Raw genomic sequence first — 13,442 nt, 5'->3', positions numbered from 1 at the left:
AACGTCAACCTTTGACGGAGCCCACTAAAGCCCCTTTTGCAAAATATTTCTGTAGAAATGGATAAACAACGAGTATTGGGAGAGTAGAAACAACAATGACTGCCATCTTAATCGTTTGATCCGGTGGCTTAACAAAGTCACTGCCGAAGTCTGAGGTATCCGCGCTAAATGCGCTAGCTACAAGAACAATTTGTCTCAACAGCACCTGGATAGGCCATTTATTCGCATCATTCAGGAAGATAATGGCGTTAAAATAAGTGTTCCAGTAGTTAACGGCATAAAATAAAGATATCGTGGCAATAGCCGGCATAGACAGCGGAATAACAATTCTAAACAGGATTCCCAGATCATTGCAGCCATCGATTTTGGCCGATTCCTCAAGACCCTCAGGCAGATTCATAAAAAAGCTCCGCATAATAATCAGGTTGAAGGCATTAATCATGGTCGGGATGATCAGAGAAAAGTACGAATCCACAAGTCCCATTGCCTTAACTACCAGAAAGGTCGGAATCAAGCCTCCGTTAAAGAGCAGCGTGAACACAACCAGGAACATGAAAAACCGGCGTCCATCCAAATCTCTTCTCGTCAACCCATAAGCCATCAAGCAAGTCACAAACATACTCATTAAGGTTCCGATGAATGTCACACCCACTGATACGCTTAGGGAGCGGAATATTGCACTGGTCGATAGAATGTAACGGTAAGCATCCAAGGTAAATTCAGTTGGAATCAATATAAACGGTTTGCGCGCTATTTCCTCTACAGTTGCAAAAGAAGCCATAATAACGTGCATGAGTGGAAGAAAAGTAACCAACGCTATAAGGATGAGAAAAAAGATATTGAAGAAATCGAACAATCTGTTAAGTAACGTCTTATCTTGAACCATTGCGGTACCTCCTTATGACTCCTTCGATTAATAAATGCCTTCCTCGCCGATTTTTTTGGCTAATTTGTTAGACAGCACTACCAGAAATAAGCCAACAAATGATTTAAAGAAACCTACTGCCGTGCTGAAGCTGAATTGACCTTGTTTCAGACCGACCGTATATACATAGGTATCCAGAATTTCGGCGACGGAACGGTTCATCGAATTGAGCAGCAGATACACATGCTCGAAGCTGAGATCGAGAACGTTGCCTATTCGGAGAATTAACAGCACAACAATAACGCTTCTTATTGAAGGCAAAGTGATATGCCAGATTTGTCTGAACCGTCCGGCTCCATCCATTCTTGCTGCCTCGTACAGCTGTGGATCAATCGCCGCAATAGCAGCCAGATAGACAATCGTTCCCCAGCCCGCTTCCCTCCAAATAACCTGAACAATGTACATCGGGTGAAACCAATTTTCATTCAACAGGAAGTTTACCTTTGGAAATCCAAAATACAGCATTAATTGATTAATGATTCCGCCATCCATAGTGAGCATTACATAGGCGATAGACACGATAATGACCCAAGATAAGAAGTGCGGGACATATACGATCGACTGCACCAAGCGTTTAAAAAACACATTAGCGACTTCATTAAGCATCACAGCCAGCACAATGGGAACTGGAAAATAAAAAACAATATTATAGAGAAACAAGACAAACGTGTTTTTAAAAATATTCCAGAATTCCGGCTCGCCAAACAATTTATTGAAATGCTTCAGCCCGACCCATTCACTGCCCGCCATCCCCTTGTAAGGCAGATAATCCTGAAAGGCAATAAGCAGCCCGTACATAGGGAAATATTTGAAAATAATAAAATAAATCAGTCCGGGAAGTATCATCAAATACATATACCGGTTCCTGACTAATCTTTTGGCTAGAGAGCTGCTTGATTTGGGCACCGGCAACGGCTTGGACTGAACGACACTACTATTCATAACACATGACTTCCTTTCTTACAGTGGACCCACAAGCCCAGTTTTACGTGATTTCATAGGGAAAGGCTGCTGATTGGATTCAACAGCCCTCAACAAAATAGTAATTATTTAACGTTTTTGTAGGCTGCATTGTATTCTTCGATGATTTTTGCTCCGCCTTCATCCTGCCACTTTTTAATAGCTGCTTGAAAACCGTTTTCATCAATCGTACCTAACATGAATTTATAAGTAGCATCCTTGATAATATCCTGAAGTCTTGCTCCCTTTTCATTGAACGTTTTGGAATCTAGAGATACCGTTGGGTCTGGGACTCCAAAGCTGATAGCATCCTTGGCAAGCTTTTCGGCCTTTTCGCGAACCGGAAGACTGTAGAAAGAAGGCGTCACATTAGTGGTATCAGCAAGTGCAATACTTTGATAAGGCTTCACTTCTTTTTCCAGCAGCTTTTGGTCAGTTCCGGGAACTACCTTGCCATCTTTAATGGTGTAGTGGGTGTTCTCGACTCCATACTTAAGTAAGTTGGCAATTTCCGGGCTTAGGAAATAATTATAGAAGGCTAGAATTTGCTTTAATTCCTTTTCTGTTTTCACTACAGCTTTGGGGAACATAACCATGGTTCCATACCCTGGAAGCGCCCATGTCGACGGCTTACCGTTCGAGCTGCTTGTAATCTGGTTAACCAAATCATATTGTGCTTCCTTAACGTTCTTGGACGTTTTATCCTGCATCGTTTCAACATCCGGCATCGAGCCTATATACATCCCCGCTCTACCGGTGTACATCATATTCTGCTGATCCGTTTTGCTCGTAACCGGGAAGTCTTGATTAATCAAGCCCTCATCACGTAGCTTTTTAATAAATTTCATCGTTTCCAGGTACCCTTTAGTAGCGAATTCAGGAGTAAGTTTTCCATCGACAACCCCCCAGCCATTAGGTGTGCCGAAGAATGAGCTTAAAGTTTTAAAGGAGCCGTAAATCAGATCGTTGCGATCCGCTAAACCGAGGGTTTTACCGCCACCAGCCAGATCAGCTTCTTTGAATTTTTTCAGCATATTGTAGATATCATCGGTTGTTTTAGGTTCTGCGAGTCCCAGCTTATCGGCCCAATCCTTGCGGAAAATAATACCTTGGCGCGTCAGCGGTCTTTCTTGATATAGCGAGTAAATTTTACCGTCTACACTTGTATTCTTCAGAACATCCGGGTTCATTTTACTTAAGAAGGAATACTCCTTTAAATAAGGGCCCAATTCCCAGAATTGTCCGTTCTTAATAGCATCGCGAAGCAAGACGAACGACGACTGGTTTTTGATATAAGCTGCTTGCGGTAATGATCCCGTTGCAAAGGCCGCTTGAAACTTCTCGTCATAAGAACCGTCTGGTACCCATTGAAATTCAATCTGTGTTTTCGTTTTTTCTTCAAGAATTTTCTTGATCGTCTCCGATGGAACCTCAGGTGTTTGCAGGTTCGCCATAATGGTTATTTTGGAAATAGGCTCTACTTTTGTATTATCTGTGTTCGTTGATGTATCCTTCCCCGTTGTCACCGGCTTGGCACTATCACCGCATCCTGCGAGAATCGATGTGACCGCTAGCACCGCTGCGCATAAAACAGCAGCTTTCTTGGCATAACCCCTTGTGCTTCTCAAATTATTTCAACCTCCATATTTCATTGCAGAATAAATTAATGTTCCATCCTGCTTTCCTTATTATCATAAAGGTGGTTTTCTATTCCAGATACAATCATTGCCTCACAAACACTGTAACCATGGGGCTTTTATGCATATAAAAGCCAGGTATCTGAGCTAATGATCATAGCTGTAACTGACAAATCAGAGAATGAAAGTCCCTAATGGAACCCCCTACGAGTGAGTACTTAACTAAATCGCAATTTCAATCAAAAATTATTGAGGCGCTTGAAAATAACCCAGATTCCTCTCTTCAAGATATTAGTGAGGTTGTAAATCTCAAACAAGAAGTTGTAAAAAAAGTACTGACAAGATTGGTGAATCGAGGGATTGTTATTCGAATAGATAACGAAAACGAAGTAATTTACCGTGTTAACAAAAAATTATATTATTCAGCATAAAGTAGAGAAACTTAGGTCATTAGGTCAGTTAAGTAGAAGGCAAAAAATCCGCAGTAACACCGCAATTTTATTATGTTATTCTATAGATGGATAAGAATAAGCGCCGACACGAAACATGTCCCCTCCTCATAGTTTATAAGTATGAGAGGAGGGGATAATATGCGCAGATTCACTTTTTCACGTAACCGCACAATTACTTTGCGTCGTGGTCAGTCAATAGCGCTTTTTTGCGGGATCGCCTTAGTTACTCGTCGAATAAGGCTCAGACCTGGAGAATTTGTCACCGTAACATGTGACGCAAGTCCAAGAACAATAATTGTTGCTTGTCATTCGTTTGTTACACGCCGACGCATTCATTTAAGACTAGGGGAAAGATTAATTATCACGTGTAGTTAATATGGATTTAGAATGAGCGCTGACAAATGAGTCGGCGCTTTTTGTGTTTAAAAAACGAATGTAAGGGGATGTTTAATTTGCGTGAATTTGTAGAGCAAGCGTTGGCAAACTGGCGTACCAAGAGAAATCTAACATCTAACATTCGCAGAGCACGATTTGAATCGGGATGATGTATATGCAAGTGGAGACTTTAAAAGTCTTCCGACAGACTGCTTAATGGCGGTGTGTTATGCGGACGCTTATGCTTCTGTTAAAACAGGGCCACTGTTGAAGTTGTGTTTCAACACAAAAAAACCGCTAAGCATCGCTTAACGGTTTCACTGTTTACGGAATGGAAAGATTATTTATTCATCATCTTTTTCTGGTAAGCCTCTGAATACTCTTTAATAATTTGATTCCCTCCCTTTCGTTCCCATTTTTCAATTTCTTTCTGGAAACCGTTCAAATCGATTTGACCAAGAATGTAGCTATACGTAGCATTAATTACAATTGGCCACAGCTCTCCTCCCATCGTATCGTAAGTCGGAGAGAATAAGGATTGCGCCGGATCCCGAATTAAGAAGCTTTCATTATCCGAGGTTAGTTTGCTAATCTTAGCTTGAAGAGGGTCTTGTACCTCCTCCTTAAGCTTCATTATCGAATTGTTCAAGCTGGCTATCATTAAAGAGTACAACGGCAGCACCTCAATGTTGTGCAGTTGATTCATCGTTGGGGTTTTTACGACTCGTCCCTCTTCTACTGTGTAATGCTTGCCCTCTAGGCCATATTGCATAATATTGCTTACATCTGCCTCCATCGTTCTATCGAAATAAGCAAGAATCTTTCTCAGCTCCGCCTCTGTCTTGATCTCCTTCTTGGAAAAGAGAAACAATCCGTTGAAGCTAGGGATGGACCATACTCCATATCCCTGAGGGCCGCGAATACGATTAAGTATGGTCAATTCAGCAGTAGGGTTCAATTTTTTCAGCTCGTCCAATAGCCTTGGAGCATCTTCCAAGCTGCCGATATATCCGCCTGCTTTACCACTGATAATCATATACCGCTCAACCTGCTTACTCGTAATTGAAAAGTCACGGTTCAGTATACTTTCGTCATACAGCTTTTTCATAAAGTCCATCGTATTAATATATTCCGGCGTCATAAACTCCGGTACAAGTCGATCCTTAACGACACCCCAATTGTTTGGCGTTCCGAAATACGACCCTAATGTTTTAAATGCTCCGAATACAAGATCGCTGCGGTCGGCCAAACCGATAGTATCCTGCTTTCCGTTGCCGTCTGGATCGTTGTAAGTAAACTTCTTCATTACATCATAGAGCTCATCAATCGTGGTTGGCTCCTTCAGGTACAGACGGTCTAACCAATCCTTCCTGAGGATAACGCCTTGTCTGGATGCAGGACGCTCCGTATACAAACCATAGAGCCTTTCGTCAACCGCCGTTTCATTTAACGTAGTCTTATTCAATCGTTTCAAATTGGGATAAAAATCGAGATAGGGGCCAATTTCCCAAAACATGCCCGACCGAATTTCGTTTCTCACATACACATAATCAGGCTGGTTTACAAAAATTACCTTTTTAGGGGAATTGGTTTCCAAAGCATTCATCATTTTATCTTTATAGATATCATAAGGAACCCATTCGATGTCGAGATTCGTCTGGGTTGCTCGTTCAATACTGCTAATTAGCTCCTCCGGTGGAGCTTTGACTTGATGAAGCGGTACCATCATACTTATATCAAGAGGCTCTGCTACAGGGGTGCTACTTTCCTTCGTATTTACTCCATTACAAGCGCTTAATAGTAAAGCTGCTGCAATTATTATAGAGACAGGTCTGAATATGACCATTTTAACATACAGACTCCTTCTACTCATGGAAACCTCTCCCCCATGCAAACGATTGCATTTATTATACATGAAAGACATCTCTATTGTAATGCATCCGATATACGAAAACTTTTATGAAAATTAGTCATTGCTCATTGCTCTAACTGATTGCTAAAATAGAACAACAGAATTACTATATTTTTCAAGTCAGGAATGAGGGTACATAGATGCAACATTTCAGTTATCATACGAAGCTAATCATGTTTGGATGTCTTCTATGCACACTTCCTGCCATTTGTTTCGGTGTTTTTTCCTATATTCAATCATCTAATGAAATTCAAAAACAAGTCAATTCCAAACAAATACAAGTATTAACCTTGATGAATTCCAATGTCGAACAAGTGCTGCGAACGGTAAACCATGCCTTTGATCAATTGGTAAATTCTACTGTAGTGGCCAAAACCCTGAATGAGTCCTTTTCCCCTGATGACTTTCTACTTTACAAAAATTTACGGAGAGAAATAAGTAATACCCAATCATTTTTCACAAAGGTTGAAGATATTGTTATTGTTAACATAGAGCAAAATTGGATGATTAAAAATTCAGGTTATTATAAATTCAACACTTACCTACACCACACCCAAATAGCTAATCAGATGCTCCTTCCCAACACAATCTCTTGGTCGCTAAACCCCAGCATATGGTTTTACAGTGAAGAAAAAGCGAATGCTTACGAATGTCCTTATGTCATCAGCCTTGTGAAGAAATTACCGGATCAAAAGCTCGATAAGTTTGGATTAGCATTCGCAAATTTACCCACCTGCAGCATAGGAAGCATACTGAATTATACCCCTGTGGAATCAGAGACTGTTATAATTATGGATGATCAAGAACGGATATTGTTTCACACAGACCCATCCATGATCGGAAAGTATGCCATCAACACAGGCTTCATTAAAGATGCCTATACGTTCTCCCAGCCTGTTGGCCAATTCGAAACGGAAAAGGACGGTCAGAAGTATACGGCAACCTATCTACGCTCATCTCTCAATAATTGGATTTACTTCTCTATCATTTCCATAGACAGCTTAACTCAGGAATCCAAAAGAAATGGCCGCTATCTCATCTTGTTCTGTTTGATTGTAATCGCCGTGTTCTTAGTTATTGCTTGGTTGGGTTCCCGTCAAATGTACAATCCGATCCAAAGCTTAATGAAGCAAATCGGTGGAAGACCCCCTTCAAGTGTCAAACCTGGGAGTAACGAGTTCGAAATCATTAGTAGTCAGGTACAAAACCTGTTTCAATCCAAATCACAGCTGGAGCAGGAAGCTAGCCGACATTTGCAGCAATCTAGCACTTTTTTTCTGATGAACATGTTTCAGAAGGACATTCGACGAAATGAACTAACGGAGAAGATGGAGCTGTATGGATTCAGTGAAAAGCTAGTCCAGTGGCAAGTTATGTCGGTTATAGTGCTGCAAATTGATACTTTGGAAGGCACCCGTTACGCGAAAGATGACCTCGAGCTGCTGTTGTTTGCTATTAATAATATAGTAGAGGAAATCATACCTGTAGAAGTTAGCTTGCCGCCCGTATCCATTGAACAAACCCAGATTACCCTTATCGGCGGCAAGCTTGACGCTCAGCCCGATTTTAACAACTATATATACTCGACAACAGAGTCCATTCAAAGCACCGTAAAGCGAGTATTGGATTTACAAGTCAGCATTGGCATCAGCCTTCCCTTTCATGATATCAAAAAAGCATCCGCCGCTTATCACGAGGGGCTTGAAGCGTTGAAACACCGCATTTATTTAGGTAAGCATGTTATCATTCCCTATGCCAATATTAATGCCGGCAAACAAAAGCTGTTGGCTGAATATCCAAGCCTGGCAGAATCAGAGCTGTTTGATGCCATATTAATCGCCGATGAAGAGAAGTCGCGGGAGTTATTAAAAACGTTCATGCAGCTTATTTTCAAGCAGGAAATGAATCCTCAGGAATACCAGGTGTCTATTTTCAGGTTTCTTAACAGCTTGATCGTTTCCATGCAGCAGTCCGGGATTTCGTTGAACCAGCTGCACTCCGGCGGGGGCTCTTTGTATGAGGAGTTGAATGCACTGCAGATCACCCACGAAATTGAAGAGTGGTTCTGGTCTCGCGTCATTTCACCTTTGATCCGCATTTTCCAGGACAGGCAAAACTCTCAATATCACAATATTTCTGAAAAAATCATAGATATGATTCATAACTATTACGACACCGAACTCACCATTGAAAAGTGCGCTACCGAGATGCATTATAATGCTAACTATTTAAGCGGAGTTTTTCGAAAGGAAACCAGTGTAACCTTCAGCGAATATCTAGCTTCTTACCGTCTCAATATGGCTAAGAAATGGCTGATGGAAACCGATATAACCATTAAAGAGATTTCCGAAAAGCTGCAATATCTCAACTCACAGAACTTCATACGCTCCTTCCGCAAGCAAGAAGGTATTACTCCCGGGCAGTATCGGGAATCACATCGCAAATAAGTGATCCTCGTTCCGCTCCACTTAAATGATAACGTGTGCACTTCAAAATAGCTCATCCCATTTCCTCCACCTGTCGACCAAAGAGGTAAATAGGGATACTACATTATTCACGGTTAACTCATTTATCGATCAATTAACATGCTGCATACAAAAAAATCCCGCCAACGGCGGGAACGAACGTAACGCCTTATTTTTAAGAGACAATGGTTATGGGCATCCATAACCATTGTCTCTTTACTGTACTTACATGGAAACTTAACCAACTTACCAAACAATTACTGCTTGGCAGCTTGGTAAGCTTCGATGTATTGAGCAGCCTTCTTGGCTACCAGGCTGTAATCACCTGTTTTTACCGCATCGGTGGTCAAATCGGAACCGATACCTACAGCTACAGCTCCAGCCTTGATCCAATCGGCCAGATTGCTAAGCGACACGCCGCCGGTCGGCATAATGTTCGCCTGCGGCAAAGGCCCTTTGATCGCCTTGATCGTAGCTGGCGAGTACAGGTTGCCCGGGAACAGCTTGACGATGTCAACGCCCAGCTCCAAAGCCTGCTGGATCTCTTGAATCGTCATGACGCCGGGCATAACAGGCACACGGTACCGGTTGCACAGCGTTACCGTTGCCGGGTTCAACGCTGGGCCTACGACAAACTCGGCCCCGCTAAGAATCGCAGCTCGTGCCGTCTCTGGATCCAGCGCCGTTCCTACGCCAATGATGGCGTACTTGGACGCATCCAGCGTCTCGCTGGAGTACTTCTTCGCAAGCTTCTCGATCGCTTGCAGTGCGAAAGGCACAGTCATCGTTACCTCGATGACTTTAATGCCGCCCTCGATGGCTTGCTCCGCCATCTCAACTACTTCATCGGCCGTCTCTCCGCGTAATACGGCCACGACGCCTGCGTTGCTCATTTGCTGCAGCAGCTTAATTTTCTTCATATCGATTCAACCGTTCCTTTGCATCTAGTTTGTTTAAGCTGGTTTGTGCTGATCTATTAACGCTCAACATGCTTCACGTTATTAAGTACCGCCTCAACCTGCTCCCAAGTCGGGATACCTTCCCAATCACCTTCGGTTTGCACAACCATCGAACCAATCAGGTTACCCAACCTAACAGCTTCGGTATGGCTGTAATTTTTCAACAAGCCTACGATAAAGCCCGCGCAGAAGCCGTCACCAGCTCCTACTGTATCTACAACCTGCTCCGCTTTGAAATAAGGGACGGCGCTAACCTTACCTTGCTCCACGACATACGTTTCATCGTCTCCGCCCTTAACAATCGAAACCGCGCGCAGCTCATTCAAATGCTTGACGATTTCATCGAAGCTTTCTGTTTGGTACAGCAGCTTAAGCTCGTCCAAGCCTGGTAGGAAATAATCCGCTTCCTTAGCCATTTCCAGCAGTACCTCGCGCGCTTCATCCATAGACCACAGCTTAAGGCGGAGATTCGGATCGAAGCATACCTTTACCCCATGCTTGCGGGCAATACGAATGGCTTCGATCGCCGCCTCACGGCATGACGCACTTAAAGCTGGTGTGATACCTGTAACATGAAGATATTTAGCCTGCTTAATATATTCCTCGTCCAGATGCTCCGGCTTTAACGTGCTCGCCGCGGAGCCTTTACGGTAGTAATATACCGATGTTTTACCGGATACCACTTCGCGCATCATTAAGCCCGTCGGCGCTTCTACCGTTAGTTCAACACGGGATACATCTACGCCTTCGCCGCGGATTTTTTTCAAAATCATACGACCAAAAGGATCCTTGCCCATCCGGCTGAACCAACCAACACGGTGACCAAGACGAGCGACGCCTATAGCAACATTACTTTCGGCACCACCGAACAAACCATTAAATTGAGAGGAATATTCGATTCCTTTAGAGCTTGCCGGCATCATAAGCGCCATCGTTTCACCAAACGTAATAATCTCTGGCTGAAACATTTGAGAGCTAGCTTGTTGAGTTGCCATTATCGATTCATCCACCCGCCGTCTACGCACATCACATGCCCATTCATATAATCAGAGGCTGCCGATGCCAAGAACACTGCTGGACCTTGCAGGTCTTCCGTTGTACCCCAACGTCCTGCCGGTATGCGTCCTAATATTTGTGCATTACGCTCTTCATCCGCACGCAGCGCCGTTGTGTTATCCGTTGCCATGTAACCAGGTGCGATTGCATTCACTTGAACGCCTTTGCTAGCCCACTCGTTGGCTAATGCTTTTGTAATACCCGCAACCGCATGCTTGGCAGCCGTATACCCAGGTACATTAATACCACCTTGAAAGCTTAGCATCGACGCAATGTTAATGATTTTACCCGATCCCTGCTTGATCATTTCGCGACCTACCAGCTGACAAAGGAAAAACACGGAATTCATATTTAAATTGATAACATCATGCCAGTCTTGAGCGGGATGATCCGCAGCCGGTGTACGGCGAATAATTCCAGCATTGTTAACTAAGATATCGATTTTGCCAAAAGCGGACAAAGCTTCACTTACAACACGCGGCAGTTCATTCTCATCAGACAGGTTGGCAACAACCGTATGAACCTTACGACCCAACGCTTCGATCTCATTTTGAGTATCGCGGTTACGGTCATTACTGGTCACAATTACGATATCGGCTCCTGCCTTCGCCAAACCAACGGAAATGCCTCCGCCTAAACCTACTGCACCACCAGTTACAATCGCTACTTTACCTGACAAATCAAAAAAATTCATTCCTACACCCCATTAAACGAATTATATACTGCTTGTACTTATGCTTTTGCGATACCGTCAGCTAGTCTACATCCCTTTTATTATAAGTGAAGTACCTTCAATGTGCCAGACCGACCTCGAAAAATTACAACAACACCTAAAGAACGCCACAGGTAAAAACCACATTTACAAAACTGCGGTCTTATTCCTGCGTCCAGCTACACTCTTTTCCAAGGCGATAAATAGCGCACTAACGATCTTCCCCTTCTCTTGAGAAAGAACGTCAGTACGCATTTGTATGGTTAACCTTATTAACCGAAAGTGTTATTAATTATTAGTAGTGGAAGTATCTGCTGAAATTAACTATCCAGCCATTCAATCGTTATAGTGAATCTATTTGCACCAAGTTCATTCTTATGACTGATTTTATGCTCCATATCTACTTCAGGTAGCGTCACCTTTTTCCCCCGAACAGTTAAAGTGTCTGTATCCAGCTGATCGGCTAATTTTCTTAGCAGCGCTGCGAATTGAGGAGCTCCACCCACGAATTCTTCGTGAAAACCATTTGCTGCCTACTACGACCAACACCGCATCCTTATGCTCTTCGATCACCTTCATCTTAGCTTTGATCAAAATATCCGGTCCTTTACTCCACTTAAACGCCCTACGTACAGGACCACCTCTTTATTTTTTACCCCATGCTTTTTCCGAAGCTCTTTCCTGATCATTTGCGTTTCTTCATTCCAAACCGGTTTGTACTTTTTCAAAATTGATTCCTGAATACACAGTCTTAACCTTGGGGCTAGCAGAAGGAAAATCTAGTAATTACGGTTTGTCCGATATAATTGCTGATTGACATGATTTTATCGACCGCTTTGACCGTTAATAGCCCCATTTCACTCGAGATTTTACCTTCCCTGAACATTTCATTATGAAGACTGACCATAAAGCGGCTGTTTGGCATAGCTGCCTTATACACAAGAAGATCACGCGGACGGTTAAAAACATGGATCACGTCATACATCTTTTTCTCTGCTTGTTTCTTGGCTAATTCCTTTGCAACATTAAACACATAATCCTCGCTTGGTACCCGAATATACTCAATACCTTCTATCAGGAAGCTCTGGGTCCGTGATACAGTAGATCGTCAAATCTCTTTATGATGGAATAGGACGTGGGGGACAAATTCAGCCTGAAACGCAAAAAAAGCCACTAGTGGCTTGTGACTAACGTCCCAGGAGGGATGCTCGCCCAAAGGGCGAGACTACGCATAGCCATCCGATTGGGATGGCTATGTGCTTCGACGTCCCCCCTCCTCGGGGGATTCTCATCAGCCCCCGAAACGCAAAAAAAAGCCACTAATGGCTTTTGACTAACGTCCCAGGAGGGATGCTCGCCCAAAGGGCGAGACTACGCGTAGCCATCCGAATGGATGGCTATGTGCTTCGACGTCCCCCCTCGTCGGGGATTCTCATCAGCCCCCTGAAACGCAAAAAAAGCCACTAGTGGCTTTTGACTAACGTCCCAGGAGGGATTCGAACCCCCGACCGACGCCTTAGAAGGGCGTTGCTCTATCCAGCTGAGCTACTGAAACATAAAAAATGGAGCGGGTAAGGGGAATCGAACCCCTGCTACCAGCTTGGAAGGCTGGAGTTCTACCATTGAACTACACCCGCTTGCATATTAACAAACATAAAGATGGTCGGGACGACACGATTTGAACATGCGACCCCCTGGTCCCAAACCAGGTGCTCTACCAAGCTGAGCTACGTCCCGAAGTAATATGGTGCCGATAGAGGGACTTGAACCCCCACGGTTTCCCTCACGATTTTGAGTCGCGCGCGTCTGCCAATTCCGCCATACCGGCTTATACTATTGGAGCGGAAGACGGGAATCGAACCCGCGACCCTCGCCTTGGCAAGGCGATGCTCTACCGCTGAGCCACTTCCGCAAAACAATAAGTCTCTTAAAGACACATGTTTTACTTTAACACATTTCATCATATTAGGCAATATATAATTTCAAATA

Annotated in this window: 11 protein-coding genes and 5 tRNA genes; 2 read left to right on the top strand and 14 right to left on the bottom strand. The window is 43.5% G+C overall.

What is annotated here, in order from left to right; translation table 11 throughout:
* Positions 1-4: 4 nt before the first annotated feature.
* The 3 genes from GC093_RS30375 to GC093_RS30365 all read right to left on the bottom strand — a co-directional run bounded on the left by GC093_RS30375 (position 5) and on the right by GC093_RS30365 (position 3,513).
* Positions 5-886 carry a carbohydrate ABC transporter permease gene (locus GC093_RS30375; protein WP_171655692.1) on the bottom strand — a complete coding sequence of 294 codons (882 nt, stop codon included), beginning with the start codon at positions 884-886 and terminating at the stop codon, positions 5-7.
* Positions 887-913: 27 nt separating this feature from the next.
* On the bottom strand, positions 914-1,867 hold the full coding sequence (locus GC093_RS30370) for an ABC transporter permease (protein WP_171655691.1): 954 nt from the start codon (positions 1,865-1,867) through the stop codon (positions 914-916).
* Between the two features lie 104 nt (positions 1,868-1,971).
* Entirely contained in the window at positions 1,972-3,513 is a 1,542-nt protein-coding gene (locus GC093_RS30365; protein WP_171655690.1) for an extracellular solute-binding protein, read from the bottom strand.
* Between the two features lie 203 nt (positions 3,514-3,716).
* On the opposite strand from GC093_RS30365, the gene GC093_RS30360 reads away from it, so the two are divergent.
* Positions 3,717-3,953 carry a winged helix-turn-helix domain-containing protein gene (locus GC093_RS30360; RefSeq protein WP_171655689.1) on the top strand — a complete coding sequence of 79 codons (237 nt, stop codon included), beginning with the start codon at positions 3,717-3,719 and terminating at the stop codon, positions 3,951-3,953.
* Positions 3,954-4,689: 736 nt separating this feature from the next.
* Here GC093_RS30360 and GC093_RS30355 read toward each other — a convergent pair.
* Positions 4,690-6,222, bottom strand: a complete 1,533-nt coding sequence (locus GC093_RS30355) for an extracellular solute-binding protein (protein ID WP_246315704.1) — start codon at positions 6,220-6,222, stop codon at positions 4,690-4,692.
* A gap of 179 nt (positions 6,223-6,401) precedes the next feature.
* Here GC093_RS30355 and GC093_RS30350 point away from each other — a divergent pair, with 179 nt between their 5' ends.
* Positions 6,402-8,708, top strand: a complete 2,307-nt coding sequence (locus GC093_RS30350; protein ID WP_171655688.1) for an AraC family transcriptional regulator — start codon at positions 6,402-6,404, stop codon at positions 8,706-8,708.
* A gap of 275 nt (positions 8,709-8,983) precedes the next feature.
* On the opposite strand, the gene GC093_RS30345 is transcribed toward GC093_RS30350, so the two are convergent.
* The 10 genes from GC093_RS30345 to GC093_RS30300 form a co-directional block, all read right to left on the bottom strand.
* Positions 8,984-9,646, bottom strand: coding sequence for a bifunctional 2-keto-4-hydroxyglutarate aldolase/2-keto-3-deoxy-6-phosphogluconate aldolase (locus GC093_RS30345; protein WP_171655687.1), 663 nt, complete (start codon positions 9,644-9,646; stop codon positions 8,984-8,986).
* 56 nt (positions 9,647-9,702) lie between these two features.
* On the bottom strand, positions 9,703-10,680 hold the full coding sequence (locus tag GC093_RS30340; protein WP_246315702.1) for a sugar kinase: 978 nt from the start codon (positions 10,678-10,680) through the stop codon (positions 9,703-9,705).
* A complete protein-coding gene (gene kduD, locus GC093_RS30335) occupies positions 10,680-11,435 on the bottom strand; it encodes a 2-dehydro-3-deoxy-D-gluconate 5-dehydrogenase KduD (protein WP_171655686.1) in 756 nt (251 codons plus the stop codon). Before kduD ends, GC093_RS30340 begins: the two co-directional genes overlap by 1 nt.
* Positions 11,436-11,773: 338 nt before the next feature.
* Positions 11,774-11,959: a hypothetical protein gene (locus tag GC093_RS30330; protein WP_171655685.1), complete on the bottom strand. Its 186-nt coding sequence runs from the start codon at positions 11,957-11,959 to the stop codon at positions 11,774-11,776.
* A 257-nt stretch (positions 11,960-12,216) separates the two neighbouring features.
* The gene (locus GC093_RS30325) at positions 12,217-12,486 is read right to left on the bottom strand and encodes a hypothetical protein (RefSeq protein ID WP_171655684.1); all 270 of its coding nucleotides are present in this window, start codon (positions 12,484-12,486) and stop codon (positions 12,217-12,219) included.
* Positions 12,487-12,934: 448 nt separating this feature from the next.
* Positions 12,935-13,008: transfer RNA gene (locus GC093_RS30320), tRNA-Arg, on the bottom strand.
* Positions 13,009-13,016: 8 nt separating this feature from the next.
* Positions 13,017-13,090: transfer RNA gene (locus GC093_RS30315), tRNA-Gly, on the bottom strand.
* Between the two features lie 23 nt (positions 13,091-13,113).
* A tRNA-Pro gene (locus GC093_RS30310) sits at positions 13,114-13,190 on the bottom strand.
* A gap of 8 nt (positions 13,191-13,198) precedes the next feature.
* Positions 13,199-13,281, bottom strand: a tRNA-Leu gene (locus GC093_RS30305).
* A gap of 9 nt (positions 13,282-13,290) precedes the next feature.
* Positions 13,291-13,365: transfer RNA gene (locus tag GC093_RS30300), tRNA-Gly, on the bottom strand.
* Between the last annotated feature and the right edge of the window lie 77 nt (positions 13,366-13,442).

Origin of the sequence: Paenibacillus foliorum, from assembly GCF_013141765.1 — a bacterium.
GTDB classification, from domain to species: domain Bacteria; phylum Bacillota; class Bacilli; order Paenibacillales; family NBRC-103111; genus Paenibacillus_S; species Paenibacillus_S foliorum.
The sequence above is the reverse complement of the archived record's forward strand: the minus strand, read 5'-3'. Positions and strand labels throughout refer to the sequence as shown.